The organism is Kitasatospora sp. MAA4, from assembly GCF_029893355.1.
Taxonomy (GTDB): domain Bacteria; phylum Actinomycetota; class Actinomycetes; order Streptomycetales; family Streptomycetaceae; genus Kitasatospora.
In genome coordinates this window covers 206,333-220,785 of the sequence record NZ_JARZAI010000011.1, presented here as the reverse complement: position 1 = coordinate 220,785, position 14,453 = coordinate 206,333, and the positions used below count along the sequence as shown (strand labels likewise).

At 71.6% G+C, this 14,453-nt stretch carries 15 protein-coding genes and 1 tRNA gene; 10 read left to right on the top strand and 6 right to left on the bottom strand.

Going from position 1 to position 14,453, the window contains the following annotated elements:
• Positions 1 to 7 precede the first annotated feature (7 nt).
• A complete protein-coding gene (locus tag P3T37_RS17130) occupies positions 8 to 1,591 on the bottom strand; it encodes a PucR family transcriptional regulator (RefSeq protein WP_280724526.1) in 1,584 nt (527 codons plus the stop codon).
• A gap of 221 nt (positions 1,592 to 1,812) precedes the next feature.
• Here P3T37_RS17130 and P3T37_RS17125 point away from each other — a divergent pair, with 221 nt between their 5' ends.
• Positions 1,813 to 2,385, top strand: coding sequence for a potassium channel family protein (locus P3T37_RS17125; RefSeq protein WP_280724525.1), 573 nt, complete (start codon positions 1,813 to 1,815; stop codon positions 2,383 to 2,385).
• A gap of 56 nt (positions 2,386 to 2,441) precedes the next feature.
• Here the strand turns inward: P3T37_RS17125 and P3T37_RS17120 are convergent, their stop codons facing one another.
• Positions 2,442 to 3,497: an NAD(P)-dependent alcohol dehydrogenase gene (locus tag P3T37_RS17120; protein ID WP_280724524.1), complete on the bottom strand. Its 1,056-nt coding sequence runs from the start codon at positions 3,495 to 3,497 to the stop codon at positions 2,442 to 2,444.
• Positions 3,498 to 3,595: 98 nt separating this feature from the next.
• On the opposite strand from P3T37_RS17120, the gene P3T37_RS17115 reads away from it, so the two are divergent.
• Positions 3,596 to 4,444: a helix-turn-helix transcriptional regulator gene (locus P3T37_RS17115; protein WP_280724523.1), complete on the top strand. Its 849-nt coding sequence runs from the start codon at positions 3,596 to 3,598 to the stop codon at positions 4,442 to 4,444.
• Positions 4,445 to 4,507: 63 nt separating this feature from the next.
• On the opposite strand, the gene P3T37_RS17110 is transcribed toward P3T37_RS17115, so the two are convergent.
• Positions 4,508 to 4,580, bottom strand: a tRNA-Arg gene (locus P3T37_RS17110).
• A 150-nt stretch (positions 4,581 to 4,730) separates the two neighbouring features.
• Here P3T37_RS17110 and P3T37_RS17105 point away from each other — a divergent pair.
• The 3 genes from P3T37_RS17105 to P3T37_RS17095 all read left to right on the top strand — a co-directional run bounded on the left by P3T37_RS17105 (position 4,731) and on the right by P3T37_RS17095 (position 6,945).
• Positions 4,731 to 4,871, top strand: coding sequence for a hypothetical protein (locus P3T37_RS17105; protein WP_280724522.1), 141 nt, complete (start codon positions 4,731 to 4,733; stop codon positions 4,869 to 4,871).
• 271 nt (positions 4,872 to 5,142) lie between these two features.
• The gene (locus P3T37_RS17100; protein ID WP_280724521.1) at positions 5,143 to 5,907 is read left to right on the top strand and encodes a polyprenol monophosphomannose synthase; all 765 of its coding nucleotides are present in this window, start codon (positions 5,143 to 5,145) and stop codon (positions 5,905 to 5,907) included.
• Positions 5,908 to 6,024: 117 nt separating this feature from the next.
• On the top strand, positions 6,025 to 6,945 hold the full coding sequence (locus P3T37_RS17095; protein ID WP_280724520.1) for a YhjD/YihY/BrkB family envelope integrity protein: 921 nt from the start codon (positions 6,025 to 6,027) through the stop codon (positions 6,943 to 6,945).
• Here the strand turns inward: P3T37_RS17095 and P3T37_RS17090 are convergent.
• Positions 6,917 to 8,902, bottom strand: a complete 1,986-nt coding sequence (locus P3T37_RS17090; RefSeq protein ID WP_280724519.1) for a D-alanyl-D-alanine carboxypeptidase — start codon at positions 8,900 to 8,902, stop codon at positions 6,917 to 6,919. The genes P3T37_RS17095 and P3T37_RS17090 overlap by 29 nt on opposite strands.
• 311 nt (positions 8,903 to 9,213) lie before the next feature.
• Between P3T37_RS17090 and P3T37_RS17085 the strand changes: the two genes are divergently transcribed.
• From P3T37_RS17085 to P3T37_RS17075, 3 genes are all read left to right on the top strand, one after another.
• Positions 9,214 to 9,975 carry a GPP34 family phosphoprotein gene (locus P3T37_RS17085; RefSeq protein ID WP_280724518.1) on the top strand — a complete coding sequence of 254 codons (762 nt, stop codon included), beginning with the start codon at positions 9,214 to 9,216 and terminating at the stop codon, positions 9,973 to 9,975.
• 273 nt (positions 9,976 to 10,248) lie between these two features.
• Positions 10,249 to 11,106: a helix-turn-helix transcriptional regulator gene (locus P3T37_RS17080; protein ID WP_280724517.1), complete on the top strand. Its 858-nt coding sequence runs from the start codon at positions 10,249 to 10,251 to the stop codon at positions 11,104 to 11,106.
• Entirely contained in the window at positions 11,103 to 11,315 is a 213-nt protein-coding gene (locus P3T37_RS17075; RefSeq protein WP_280724515.1) for a DUF397 domain-containing protein, read from the top strand. Before P3T37_RS17080 ends, P3T37_RS17075 begins: the two co-directional genes overlap by 4 nt.
• 86 nt (positions 11,316 to 11,401) lie before the next feature.
• On the opposite strand, the gene P3T37_RS17070 is transcribed toward P3T37_RS17075, so the two are convergent.
• Positions 11,402 to 12,505, bottom strand: coding sequence for an ADP-ribosylglycohydrolase family protein (locus P3T37_RS17070; protein WP_280724514.1), 1,104 nt, complete (start codon positions 12,503 to 12,505; stop codon positions 11,402 to 11,404).
• A 277-nt stretch (positions 12,506 to 12,782) separates the two neighbouring features.
• On the opposite strand from P3T37_RS17070, the gene P3T37_RS17065 reads away from it, so the two are divergent.
• Positions 12,783 to 13,370, top strand: a complete 588-nt coding sequence (locus P3T37_RS17065; RefSeq protein WP_280724513.1) for a hypothetical protein — start codon at positions 12,783 to 12,785, stop codon at positions 13,368 to 13,370.
• Between the two features lie 63 nt (positions 13,371 to 13,433).
• Here the strand turns inward: P3T37_RS17065 and P3T37_RS17060 are convergent, their stop codons facing one another.
• Entirely contained in the window at positions 13,434 to 13,676 is a 243-nt protein-coding gene (locus P3T37_RS17060) for a hypothetical protein (protein ID WP_280724512.1), read from the bottom strand.
• Between the two features lie 186 nt (positions 13,677 to 13,862).
• On the opposite strand from P3T37_RS17060, the gene P3T37_RS17055 reads away from it, so the two are divergent.
• Complete coding sequence (locus P3T37_RS17055; RefSeq protein ID WP_280724511.1) at positions 13,863 to 14,453, top strand: DUF1707 domain-containing protein; 591 nt, start codon at positions 13,863 to 13,865, stop codon at positions 14,451 to 14,453.

Here is a 14,453-nt window from a genome sequence, read left to right as displayed (position 1 = left end):
GCCTATGTCAGGCCGGGCCGCAGAGCAGGGCCGCCCGTAGGTCCAGGCGGTCGTCCAGGCGGCCGAGGTCGCGGTCGGTCAGCTCCTCGATCCGGCGGATCCGGTAGTGCACGGTGTTCACGTGCACGTGCAGCGACTCCGCCGTCCTGGCCCACGAGCAGTCGTGGTCCAGGAAGGTGACCAGGGTGGCCAGCAGGGCGCCGCCGCTGCTGCGGTCGTGCTCGGCGAGCGGCTCCAGCAGCCGGCGGCGGAAGGCCGCGGCGACCTCGACGGGCACACCGCGGACCAGGGCCGCCAGCGAGGTCAGCTCGGAGCTTGCGCCCACCGAGCAGTCCCGCGGCCCGGCCGAGGCCTCGGCCTCCAGGGCGTAGCGGGCCTGCTGCAACCCGGCCGCCAGCTCCGCCCGCGGCCCGCTGCTGCGCGGTCCGACTCCGGCGCGCAGCAGGTGGCGGTCGGGCAGCCGGGCCTGTAGGCGCGGCCAGACCTCGCGCAGCCGGGCGGTCAGCTCGTCCGGCCGCTCGCAGACCACGACGGCGACCGCCCGGCCGGCCTCGTCCGCGCCCACCGCGAACTGGTCGGCGGTCGCCGTGCGCAGCGCCTCGGCCAGCGCGTCGGCGGCCCAGGGCGCGTCCACGCCGTCGATCCGGGCGACCAGCGGGACCAGCGGCCCCCGCGCCGGGAGTCCGCAGGCGGCCAGCGCCTCGGCGAGTTCGGCGGGGTGCGCGGCGGCGTCGGCGGTCAGCAGCGCCGCAAGCCGCCCGGCCGCGCGACGGCTGTCGGCGGCCTCCGCCCGGGTGCGGGTCCACAGCGTGGCGAGCAGGTCCGCGAGGCCGTGCAGCACGGTGGCCGCTCCGGCGGCGGCGTCGCCGTGCGGGTAGAGGTACCAGCCGTCGAACGGGCTCTCGCCGGGTGCGCCGATCGCCAGCGCGGCGGCGCCTCGCGGCAGGTCGGGGCCGGCTGCCTGGTCGCCGCCGACCGTGGGCAGCGCGTGCCGGACGGCCTCCGGGTCGGGGTCCGCGGCTCCGGGGGAGGTCGCGACGGTGCGGCCCGAGGCGGAGACCAGCGAGCAGGGCCCGCAGCCGAGCCGGGAGACCGCCCGGCCCAGCACCACGCCGGCCGGGGCACCCGCGTACATCAGCTCGACCAGCTCGCGGCGCGCCGTCTCCGGGACCGCCGCGGCCCCCTCCGAGCGGGCCTGGAGATCGCCCCAGAGCCGCAGGTAGATCCGGTCGGTGACGGCCCGGAAACTGGTCCCGGCCGGGACCGAGAACAGCGGGATCCCGTGCACCCGGCAGGCGTCCACCAGCCCGGTCGGCACCTCGCCGTGGGTGCCCTCGCCGGCCAGCAGCGCGGCCACCCCGGCGCTGCGCAGCGAGGTCGCGAAGCGCAGGGCCAGCGCGGCGGCCGAGGGGTGGTCGGGCTGCCACCAGACCAGCCCGGAGAGCACCAGCTCACCCGGCTGCAGATAGCGGGCCGGGTCCTGAAGGTCGGTGGACGTGACGCCGGTGACCTGTCGGGCGAGCAGCTCGGGCGGCCCCCAGGCCAGTCCCAGTCGCAGGTCCTCCACCCGCAGGAGGTCTTCGACGATCATCTGCCGCTCCTTGTGCCGAACGCCGACCAGCGGCGCCGCACCCGGCCGGCCCTCTTATCAGCCAGGGATTCAGGTGCATATGCATGGTAGATGCCAGGGCAATCACCCAAATACCATCTTGGCTGATCATCCACATGCCGGACTTGCCGCACACACCCGGACAGCGCAACCCCGGCGGCCCCGTCAGGACAGTGCGACGGCACCGCCGCAGGCTGGAGCCCATGGACACAGCACAGCGCAGGCACCCGCGCGCCAAACTGTGGCTGCGGCAACTGGCGCCGGCCGCCGCGTTCGTGCTGCTGATCGTCGGATACTTCACGCTGCCGCTGAACCGCTTCGGGCCGGCTCACCCGGTGCTCAGCTGGACCAGCTTCGGGGTGGCCCTGATCACCCTCGCCGTGCTGCTGCTGGCCCAGATCCGCAAAGTCCTGCTCACCTCCGACCAGGGCCGGCCGGCGGCGGCGATCGCGCTGCTGATCTCGCTCTCGCTGGTCATCTTCGCCAGCACCTATCTGGCGCTGTCCCATTCGCCGGGACAGTTCAACGGCCTGCACACCCGCGTCGACGCCCTGTACTTCACGCTGGTCACCACCGCGACGATCGGCTACGGCGACATCAACGCCGCCGGCCAGACCGCCCGGGTCGTGGTGCTGGTCCAGATCTTCTACAACTTCGTCTTCCTCACCGCGGGCGCCAGCGCCTTCAGCCGCCAACTGCGGGGCCAGGTCGGCAGCCGGATGCGCCACCGCGCCCACCCCGAGCCCCCGGACGCGAGCGGGCCCCCGCTGGACTGACACGCCCAGCGAGGGCCCGGATCCGGTGGTCACGCCCGTTTGTCACGCCAGGGGCGTCAGATCGTCGCCGTGTCGATGACGAAGCGGTAGCGGACGTCGCTCGCGACGACCCGGGTGTACGCCTCGTTGATCTGGTCGGCGCGGATCAGCTCGATCTCGGCGGTGATCCCGTGCTCCGCACAGAAGTCCAGCATCGCCTGGGTCTCGGCGATCCCGCCGATCATCGAGCCGGCCAGCGACTTGCGGCCGGCGATGAGGGCGAACTGGTGGACGGTCGCCGGAACCTCGGGCGCGCCGATCTGGACCAGCGTGCCGTCGGTGCGCAGCAGACCGAGGTAGGCGTTCAGGTCGAGGTCGGCGGAGACCGTGTTCAGGATCAGGTCGAAGGTCCCGGCCAGCTCCTGGAAGGTCGCCGGGTCGGAGGTGGCGCGGTAGTGGTCCGCGCCCAGGCGCAGGCCGTCCTCCTGCTTGCGCAGCGACTGGCTGAGCACCGTGACCTCGGCGCCCATCGCGTGGGCGATCTTCACGCCGACGTGGCCGAGGCCGCCGAGGCCGACCACGGCGACCTTCTTGCCGGGACCCGCGCCCCAGTGGTTCAGCGGCGAGAAGAGCGTGATGCCCGCGCACAGCAGCGGCGCGGCGGCGTCCAGCGGGAGGCTCTCGGGGATCCGGACGGCGTAGTTCTCGTCCACCACCAGGTGGGTCGAGTAGCCGCCGTAGGTGGGCTCACCGTCCCGGCCGACACTGTTGTAGGTGCCGACCATGCCGGACTCACCGGTGCAGTACTGCTCCTGGCCCGCGCGGCAGTTGTCGCACTCGCGGCAGGAGTCGACGAAGCAGCCGACGCCGACCCGGTCGCCGACCACGTACCGGGTGACCCCCGGGCCGGTGGCGGCGACGATGCCGGCGATCTCGTGGCCGGGAACCATCGGGAAGATGCCCTCGCCCCACTCGGCCCGCGCCTGGTGGATGTCGGAGTGGCAGATGCCCGCGAACTTGATGTCGATCAGGACGTCGTTCTCGCCCAGTTCCCGCCGAGGGACGGTGGTCTTCTCCAGCGGGGCCTTCGGCGAGGGTGCGGCATAGGCGGAGACAGTCGTGTGGGTCGTCATGCGTCCAGCCTCCTCGCTACCGACGCGACTAGCCAGCCACACGCCGTGCGTACGTCTGCGGAGCGTACGACTGGGAGTATCACCCTCATACTTTTCCCATGGACCAGCGCACCGATCTGAGCGAGTTCCTCCGCTCCCGCCGGGCCCGCCTGCGGCCCGAGGACGTGGGCCTCTCGCCCCACGGCGGCCGACGGCGGGTCCCGGGACTGCGCCGCGAGGAACTGGCGCAGCTGGCCGGGGTCAGCGTCGCGTACTACACCCGGCTCGAACAGGGACACGGGCAGAACGTCTCCGCCACCGTCCTGGAGGCGATCGCCCGGGCGCTGCGGCTGACCCAGGCCGAGCGCGAGCACCTGGCCCACCTCACCAAGCCCGTCCACCGGCGCTCGCGCGCCTCCAGCCGCCCGCAGCGGGTCCGCCCGTCGCTTCAGTGGCTGATCGACTCGATGGAGGGCGTGCCGGTCGTCGTCCTCGGCCGGCGGCTGGACATCATCGCCTGGAACCGGCTCGGCTGCGCCATGTTCGGCGACTTCGCGGCGATGCCGGCGGAGCAGCGCAACCTCGCCTGGCAGGTCTTCCTCGTCCCGGACGCCCACGAGCTGTACGACAACTGGGAGGGCAAGGCCGCCGACGTGGTCGCCAGCCTGCGCCTGGACGCGGGCCTCTGGCCGGACGACCCCCGGCTCGCCTCACTGATCGGCGAACTCTCGGTCAAGAGCGAGGAGTTCCGCCGCCTGTGGGCCTCCCACGACGTCCGCGACAAGGGCCACGGCGTCAAGGACCTGCACCACCCCGTCGCAGGCCGCCTCACCCTCGCCTACGAGACCCTGCGCCTGCCCTCCGACCCCGACCAGGTCCTGCTCGCCTACCACGCCGAACCCGGCTCCCCCTCCGCCGAATCCCTGCGCCTGCTGGCCAGCTGGACCGCCACCCCCGCCGAGCCCTGACCGGAAAACGCAGCAGGCCCTCAGCCCGGAGGGGCGGAAGGCCTGTCAACTGCGGTACCACTGTGCCCCAGGCAGGATTCGAACCTGCGACACCGGCTTTAGGAGAGCCGTGCTCTATCCCCTGAGCTACTGGGGCGGGGAGGATGCACCGAACAAACCCCGTGCGGGGTGTCCGTCTGACCGATCACAGACTAGCGGATCGTGTCGCCCGCGATGGCTGGTGTTTGGGGTACAGGGCCCGGCGCGCGCTTATTCGTTGTTGATCGCTGCTGGCTAGCGTCGCCGTATGAACGACACGATCACATCGCCGCCGGAGTGGTGCCAGGGCACCGATCTCGACAATTTCGTCTCCCTGCTGCGCGGGCTCAAGGACTCGCTGGCCGAGGACCTGGCGGAGCTGGAGGGCGAGGGGACCTCCGGCAGCTGAGTGGAAGCTGAGCGGGGTATGGGTGCCCCCGCGATTCACTACTATCAGCCAAGTGGCATTCAGCCCTCTGTCTCTCGCAGCTGCCCGAAGCCCCCGCCAACGGCCTGCGTGCCGAGCTCCGGCTCCGGGTCGTTACCATCGGCAGTGGTGACGACCCGTACCAGAAGCTCCCGGCGGACCGCTCCCGGGCCTTGCAGGTGGTCTTCATAGAGAGAACAGAGACGCGATGCCGTGTCCAGGGTGGACACGGCACAACCCGAAAGGCTCGTACGTGACTGCGCCCCAGGAGCACTCCTTCGCCGACCTCGGCAAGGTGCTGGTCATCATCCCGACCTACAACGAGGCCGAGAACGTCGAACGGATCGTCTCCCGGGTGCGGGCTGCCGTCCCCGAGGTGCACGTCCTCGTCGCGGATGACAACAGCCCCGACGGCACCGGCGAGATGGCCGACAAGATCGCCGCGCGGGACGAGAACGTCCACGTCATGCACCGCAAGGGCAAGGAGGGCCTCGGCGCCGCCTACCTGGCCGGTTTCGCCTGGGGCATCGAGCACGGCTACGACGTCCTGGTCGAGATGGACGCGGACGGCTCGCACCAGCCCGAGGAGCTCTACCGCCTGCTGACCGCGCTGCGCGGCGCGGACCTGGTGCTGGGCTCGCGCTGGGTGGCCGGCGGCAAGGTCGTGAACTGGCCGAAGTCCCGCCTGCTGATCTCCCGCGGCGGCTCGCTCTACTCGCGCCTGATGCTGGGTGTCCCGATCAAGGACGTCACCGGCGGCTACCGCGCGTTCCGCAAGGAGACCCTGCTGGGCCTCGGCATGGACCAGGTCGCCTCGGCGGGCTACTGCTTCCAGGTCGACCTGGCCTGGCGCACGGTCAAGGCCGGCTTCAAGGTCGCCGAGGTGCCGATCACGTTCGTGGAGCGTGAGCACGGCCAGTCGAAGATGAGCCGCAACATCCTGGTCGAGGCCCTCTGGCGGGTCACCGCCTGGGGCGTGGCCGACCGGGTGGGCAAGCTGACGGGCAAGAAGAAGTAACACGCCTCGAACACCGTCGCCGAAGGGGTCCGTACGTCCGCGTACGGGCCCCTTCGGCGTGCCCGGTGCGGGTGCGGGCGACCGGGGGTCGGGTGACGATGTGCTCACCGGGCAGACGTGGAGGGAGCACTCGTGGGGCGTTGGGCCAGGATCCGGCAGCGCGCCGACTCCCTCAGCACCACGGCGAAGGAGCTGCCCACCCAGGTGCCGCTGGTCGGCCGGGCGGTCGGGCAGCTGGTCCGGGTCAACCTGCTGGACAACGCCACCCGGCTTGCCGCGCAGGCCTTCCTGAGCGCGCTGCCGGCGCTCTTCGTGGTGGCGGTCTTCGCGCCGGCGGTGATCCGCAAGGAGCTGCTCGACTCGCTGCGCGACCAGCTCGGACTGCGCGGGCCGGCCCAGCAGCAGGTGCAGATGCTGGTGATGACCAGCCACGACTCCCAGGATGAGCAGACCGTCGGCGCGGTCGGCGCGCTGGTCACCCTGCTCTCGGCGACGACGCTCAGCCGGGCCATGCAGCGGGTCTGCGAGCGCTGCTGGGAGCTGCCGCGGGCGTCAACCCGGCTGGCCGCCTGGCGCTGGCTGGCCTGGCTGCTCGTCTGGCTGGTCTACCTGGGCCTGCTCGGGCCGATCCGCAAGGGGTTCGGCGTGGGCTGGTGGCTGGGAGTACCGCTCTCGTTCGCGACCGCCACGCTGCTCTGGTGGTGGACCCAGCACCTGCTGCTCGGCTCCCGGATCCGCTGGCACCCGCTGCTGCCGGGCGCCGTGCTGAGCGGGGTGGCGGTGGTGGTGCTGGAGCTGGTCGCGCAGCTGTACCTGCCGGCGGCGATGTCCCGCAGTGTGCAGCAGTTCGGCCCCTACGGCGCGGTCTTCACCGCTCTCTCCTGGCTGATCGTGGTCTTCGCCGCGCTGACGCTGGCGCTCGCGCTCGGCCGGGTGATCGCCGAGGAGGAGACGGTCGCCCGCTACCTGGGGCCGGCTGCGGCCGGCCCCAGGAAGCGCGTCCGACGGTTCAGAGCAGGCGGGTCAGCCGGGACATGATCGACGGCGGAGCCAGGTCGTGCTGGAGCAGCACCGGGATCCGGGTCTGCGCGGTGCCCTCGCCCGCGGTGATCGTGCCGACCTGGGTGCCGGCCTTGGCGCTGTGGCCGAGCCGGACCGCGCCCTGGTCCAGGCTCAGCGTCGCGGTCGTACCGGTCCAGCCGGACACCGTGACGTCCTGGCCGGCCACCACGGGCGCCCGGCCGCCGAGGCCGTCGTCGACGTAGCCGACCACGTCGCCCTGCTTGGCGATGACCTGGGCGGTCAGCGCGTTCTGGCCGGCGGTGATGATCTTCGCGCTGACGGTCTGGGCGGCCTTGAGGATGTTGTCGGTGGTGGTCGGCGGCTGGCCGAGGGTCACCCCGAGGATCATCTGCTTGGTCCCGCCGACGTCCTTCACGGCCGCCCACATCAGGCAGCTGCCGGCCGGGGTGCTGGAGCCGGTCTTGGTGCCGATGATCCCGCTCTTCGGGTTGAGCAGGGCGTTGGTGTTGTAGATCCGGGTGCCGTTGATGGTGCTGTCGGGCTCGGCGACGATCTGCCGGAAGATGTCGTTCTTCATCACCTGCTCGGCCAGCTTGAGCTGGTCCTTCGCGGTGCTCTTGGTGTCGTTGTTGTATCCGGCGGCGTCCGCGTACGTGGTGTCGGCCATCCCGAACGCGGTGGCCTGGTCGTTCATCTTCTTGACGAACGCGTCCTCCGTGCCGGCGTCCCAGCGGGCCAGCAGGCGGGCGATGTTGTTGGCCGAGGGCAGCATCAGCATCTCCAGCGCCTCGTACTCGCTGATCTGCTGACCCTCGGTCACCTTGGCGGTGGACTGGTCGGAGTCGCCCGACTCCTGGGCGGCGGCCTTGTCGACGGTGAGCGCGGGGCCGGTCTCGCCCTTCTTGAGCGGGTGGTCCTGAAGGATGAGGTAGGCGTTCATCACCTTGGTGACGCTGGCGATCGGCACCGGCGTGTCCGGACCGGAGTTGCCCAGGCTGCCCAGGCCCACCACCTCGGCGGCGGCCTGGCCCTTGGTCGGCCACGGCATCGCCAGCGGGTCGCCGGTGAAGGTGAAGGAACCGGCCGTGGTCATCTTCGGTTTGGGGCCGGGCAGCGGGCGCAGCAGCTGCGCGGTCACCACGGCGCCCAGCACCACGGCAAAGAAGACCGTCCAGATGGTGATCCGCTTGAGCGCCCGGCGCAGCGGGGAGACCGGGCGCGCGCTGAGTGCCGCGAGGACCTCCAGCGCCTCGGAGGTGGTCTCCGGGGCGTAGCCGGACTCGGGCTGCGCGGGTGCGGGCGGCAGTGGGGAATGCGGCGGGGACTGCGGCGGGGTGGCGGTCCACGGGGAGACGGGCGGGGACGCGGGCGCGGCGGATGCGGCAGGTGGGGCTGGTGGGACGGGAGAGGCGGCCGGATCGACCTCCGGGGCGGCTACGGCGGCGACGGCCACCAGGACGAGCTCGGGTTCGGGTTCGGGCTCCGACGGGGACTCGGCCACCGGCTCGGCGGCGGGCTCGGGGTCCCGCTCGGTGGCGGCCTCGGGTTCGGGCTCGGCTTCGGCCTCTTCGGTCGACTCCGCCGCACCCTCCCGGGCGTCCCGGATGGCGAGACGCGGGTCGGGCGAGCCGGCCTCCTGCGGCGCCTGCGGTTCGGCCGGCGCCTCGTCGTCCGCCTCGCTCGGCTCGGCCGGCTCGGCCTCCGGGGCCGTCGCGGGCTTCGGATCAGCGGGCATCCGCAGGAACGTCGTCGCGCGGTCCGCTGCCGGCTCGGCCTTCGACTCGTCCGGCATCCGCAGGAAGGTCGTCGCGTTGTCCGCATCCCGGACGCGCAGATGGACAGTCGAGCCGCCGACGTCCCCGCCGGCCTCCTCACCGCCGCTCGCTGCCGGGGTCGTCGGGGTCGTCGTCGCGACCTCCGCCGGCAGCTCCCGCTCCCCGTCGTGCCGCGCCTTGTCCGGGGCCTCGCCCACGTATCCCGACCTCCTCGTGTGCACGGCGCCGCATGGGCCGCCCGGACTCCCGGGAGGTCCGCACAGCGCTCCTCTGGCTCTACAGTCTCCGTCACCGGCGGACGATCCTGGCGGTCCACACCCCGTCCGACCGGCGGTTATTGCGAGCACTCGGCTCGTCCCCGGCAATGACGCGGGCCTCTCGGCCACCGGTTCCGCCACTGGGGTGGCCCTCGAATCGGTTCCCGCCCCAAGGTCACGATTCGGAGGCGTACTCGACAAGGCCGTGTGAGAGGCGTCACTCTGTCATTCATCCACGCGGGGAGGCTTGGATGGGCAAGAGCCGCAGAACAATTCCCGAGGAACTCTTGTTGCTCGCACTGGACCCGACCACGGGTACCACGGCGCAGCCGCAGACCCTCGACCTCGGACTGGCCGGGGCACAGCTCGTCGAGCTGTCCCTGGCAGGACGGATAGTCCCGGACGGGGACCGGATCGCCGTGGTGATGCCACGGCCGACCGGCGACCCCACCCTGGACCACGCCCTGGAGCTGCTGCGCCGTCGCGGCAGCCCGGTGCGTGCCGCGCACTGGATCGGCGGGCCCCGACTGGGGCTTCGGCAGACCTACCTGGCGCACCTGGAACGGTGCGGCATGGTGGCGGCTGTGCCGGGCCAGGTGTGCGGTGTCCTACCGACAACGCGCTACCAGGCGTCGGACGACTGTACGAACGCTGCCATCAAGCAGCGTCTCGACACAGCCATCCGCACTGGCGTCCCACCGGACCCCAGAACGGCCGCACTGGCCGCACTGGCCCATGCGGTGGGGCTCGGGAAGCACTTGTATCCCGGTAACGAGGGCAGGTCCTCACGGTCACGCCTGCGCGACCTGATCCGGTACGACCCGCTCGGCGGGATGGTCGCGCATGCCGTCATGGACGTGCAGAACGGCCTTCCGGCCCAGCAGGGCCGTGGCGGACCGGTGGCGGCCGCAACCGGCGGACGGGCACCGGCCCAGCGGACCGGTTCGGAGCCCGTCGACCGCGGTCGGCCGGCGGGAGCACCGAGCCCGCTCGGTCGGGTCGGCGTCCGCTGACGTCCGACCCGGTGGCCCGTCGGAAACGGCGGGCCACCGGACTCTCGGGGCGGTCGCTCCCGGCATCTGCCGGGAGCGGCCGCCCCGCCGTCGTCCCCGGAGCCGGGCGGTGCGAGGCTGAAGGAGCCATAGCACGCCGGAGGGTGTTCGCGCAGCGGTGACGCAATTCCCCGGCGGTGAACTGATCCAGGGTGGCATGCTGCTCAGAGCCAGGGGGTTGGTACGAACACCGAAGAAGTCCGAAGCAGCACACAGGTTCCGCCGGAGGTCGATGTGTCCGCCAGCATCAATCCCACCGTCCGACGCAGAAGGCTGGGCGCCGAGTTGCGCCGTCTGCGCGAGACCAAGGGGATGACGGCCGAGGAGGTGGCGGCCCGGTTGATGGTCTCCCAGTCGAAGATCAGCCGACTGGAGAACGGCCGCCGCAGCATCAGCCCGCGGGACGTCCGCGATCTGTGCGACGTCTACAACGTCGACGATCCGCGCATGCGCAACAGCCTGATGGAGATGGCCAAGGAGTCGCGGCAGCGCGGCTGGTGGCACGAGTTCGGGGACATCCCGTACAGCGTGTACATCGGCCTGGAGGCCGAGGCCTCGTCGATCCGCTCCTACGAGTCCTCGTTCATCCCGGGTCTGCTGCAGACCAGGGAGTACGCCGAGGCGGTCGTCATGGGCACCCAGCCGGACACCGACGCGAGCTCGATCCGCCGCCGGGTGGAGGTGCGGCTCAAGCGCCAGGACCGGATCACCGGCGACGACCGGATCGAGAACTTCTGGGCCGTCATAGACGAGGCCGCGCTCGCCCGGGAGGTCGGTGGCGGTGCGGTGATGGCCGACCAGATGCGCCAGTTGCTGGAGTTGGGCGAGCAGCCGAACATCACGATCCAGGTGATCCCGTTCGTCCGAGGGGCGCACCCGGGAATGACCGGGACATTCTCCCTGATGGAGTTCCCGGAGTCAGCCGATTCCACGGTCGTCTACTTCGAAGGGGTGACGAGCGACCTCTACTTGGAGAAGGACGTGGACGTCCGCCGCTATACCGGACTGTATGACCACTTGAGGGCCGCGGCCCTCAGCGTCGCGGAGACCCGGTCACTGATCACCGACTATGCGGAGGCGTACCAGAAATGAGCATCAAGACCCTGACCGTCAACCCGGCCTGGCGCAAGAGCAGCCACAGCGGCGGCAACGGCGCCTGCGTGGAGGTCGCGGTCCCGGAGTCGGCGACGGTGGCCGTACGCGACTCCAAGGACCCCGAGGGTCCGCAGCTGCACTTCTCACCCGACGCCTGGTTGGCGTTCGCGATCGCCGCCGGCAGCGGGGCGTTCGGCACCGTCTGATCACGCCGGCGTGGTGGGCCCTTGCCTTGTCCGGTCCCGGGCCCACCACGAGCGCCGGACCAGGTAGCACTCAGACCGGGTAGCGCTCAGACCGGGTAGCGCTCGCGCCAGGCGTCCCCTGCGTCCGGGCCGTGCAGTTCCGGCCCGTGGACGAGCTCCAGCACCAGGTCGTCGGCCAGCTGCAACACCGTCCCGCGGCCCTCCAGTTCGGCCACCCACTCGGCCGGCAGCGCGGTCTCGCCGTGCAGCGCGCCCAGCAGGCTCCCGCAGACCGTCCCGGTGGAGTCGCTGTCCCCCGAGTGGTTGACCGCCAGCAGCAGCCCGGACCGGACGTCCTCGGCCACCAGCGCGCAGTACACCCCGATCGCCAGCGCCTCCTCGGCCACCCAGCCCTCCCCCAGCGCGGCCACCCGCTCGGCGGACGGCGCACCGGACCGGACGGCCTCCAGCGCCCCGCGCAGCGCCGCCGTGGTCTCCTCGTGCCCGGGTCGCTCCGCGAGCTGCGCCAGCGCCAGTTGGACGCCCTCCTCCAACGTGCCGCCGCGCAGCACGGTGTGCACGATCACCGCCAGCGCGCCCGCGGAGAGATAGCCGGTGGGGTGGCCGTGGGTCAGCACCGAGCACTCCACCGCGAGCTGGAAGACCAGGCCGGGCTCCCAGCCGAGCAGCAGGCCGAACGGCGCGGCGCGCATGACCGTGCCGCAGCCCTTGGAGTGCGGGTTCTTCGGGGCGTCCAGGGTGCCGAGCCGCTCGGCGTCCGGGCCGGAGAGCCCTGAGAGGCAGGCCGAACCGGGCGCACGCTGGGCGTAGAGCCACTCCTCGCGGCCCAGCCAGCCGAGGTCGGGGCGGCGCTCGTCCGGCCCCCAGTCGCGCTGGGTGGCGGCCCAGCGCAGGTAGGCGCGGTGCACGTCGGTGGGCGGGTGCCAGCCGCCGGCGTCCCGCCGGATGTGGGCGCGGATCAGCCCGTCCACGGTGAACAGCACCATCTGGGTGTCGTCGGTGACCGCGCCGCGCAGCCCGTACGCCGGGACGTAGCCGGTGACGCCCTGCGGGCCGTGTGCGGTGCGGATCTTCTCGATCGAGTCGAACTCGATGCCCGCGCCCAGCGCGTCGCCGATCGCTCCACCGAGCAGCGCGCCGCGCACCCGGCTGCGGTAGTCCTGCTGCTGGGCACGTGACCACAGGGCCATCACGGGTGGAGCCTTTCGCCGAGCGTCACTGGGAGCTGCGTCGTCACTGGGGCTGTTCGAGCGCCTCCGCACTGTATTCGAATGCCGTTACCGGGTGACAGGTCCCCCGCAACCTGCGGATGACCGCCAGGTGAGCGCCCGTCAACTCGTGTCCCCAGCTGGCTATACACTTTCCGGCCGGACGACCGCGTGACGACTGATGGCCGCGGTCCGTTCCGTTTTCGGTTCAGTCGGCCGGCGGCGCCGGCCCATGTACGGGGGTTTCGTCATCATTTCCATGCGCCATGCACTCAGCACTGCCCTGCTCGTCTCCGCCGCGTTCGCGCTGACCGCCTGCGGCCCGGACGACCCGAACGCGGGCACGAGCGCGGCCTCCGCCGCCCCGAGCTCGGCCGCGGTGGCCACCCCGGTCACGCCGAGCAAGCCCGCTGCCGCCCCGAGCAGCAGCAAGGGCGGCGGCAAGAGCGACTGCCCGACGCTCGCCCCGGGACACCAGTACATCTGGGTCGACCACCTCGAAGGGGCCATGAACAACGTGGTCGCCGCGCAGGCCCAGGCGCACTGCGACCCGTCGATGAACGAGGGTGCCGCCTACTCGCACACCGCCACCCTGAAGACCTACGGCCTCTCCCTGGACGCGAAGATCACCGTCATCGCCAAGGACGGCCCGAAGACCGTCGTCGCCAAGGCCGGCGACATCAACACCGGCATCGCCCACGTCAAGGCCTGCGCCGACCCGAAGGGCACCCAGCTCGACGGCGCGAAGCTGCCGGCCGGGTACTTCTGCGCCGGGCAGAACTTCTTCGACGTGGTGATCGACTCGCACAACACCATCACCGCGATGACGGAGCTGTCCGGCTCCTGATCCCGGACACGACTGTCGCCCGGCACCGTGGTGGTGCCGGGCGACAGCCTTCCTGGGGTTCGGTCAGAGGCCGCCGACCTTGACCGGGAACTTCGTGATCGTCGCGACGACGGTGTCCGGGTTCTCCAGGTCGACGAGGTCGACCGGGTTCTGGAGCTGGTAGAGGTCGCCCTTCGGCGGGAACTGGGTGAGCTGGCCGATGAGCATCGCCGGGTCCTTGGTGGTCAGGATCAGCGGCTCGCGCTTGGAGCGGTCCTGGCCCAGCCCCTGAGGCTGCTCGATCACCATGGTGAAGCTCAGCACCATGATCTGCTGTCTCCTCCGAGAAAGACAACAAGATCAACACCCCGATCGTGGCAGTCCCGTGTGCATCGGCGCTCGCACCACACCCTCCGTTCACCCGATGGGGGGACCGCCAATGCCGCTGCGCCTGCGGCGAGATGGGCGCTATCCGACATGGGCTGGCGGCAATGCGGCTCGTACACTTGCCGAATGACCGAGGAGCAGCTGCCAGCACACCGCCAGACCCCCGCCCGGCGGGCCTCGCACGACGACCGCGAGCAGGTCGCCGAGCGCCTGCGGGAGGCCGCGGGGGACGGGCAGCTCGACCTCGCCGAGCTGGAGGAGCGGCTGGAGAGCGCCTTCGCCGCCAAGACGTACGCGGAGTTGGTGCCGCTGACCGCAGACCTGAGTGGGGCCGTCGACCTACGGCTCGATGAGCCGCTGGTCCTGGAGACCCGCGCGGGCGCCATCAAGCAGACCGGCTACTGGGACGTACCGCGGCTGATCAGCGCGACGACCGACAAGGGCAGCATCGCCATCGACTTCACGGGCGCCACCTGCCGGCACCGCGAGGTCGCGCTGGAACTCGACGTGCGCAAGGGAAGCATCGAGGTCATCGTCCCGCTCGGCTGGTCGGTCACCACCCACGGCGTCAAGGTCGACATGGGCGCAGTGGAGAACAAGGCCACCACCCAGCCCGCCCCCGGCAGCCCGGTCCTCCAGGTGACGGGCGAGGTGACCAAGGGCAGCGTGCAGATCCGCTACCCCCGCTGGTGGAAGCGGCGGCAGCGGCGCGCCTGA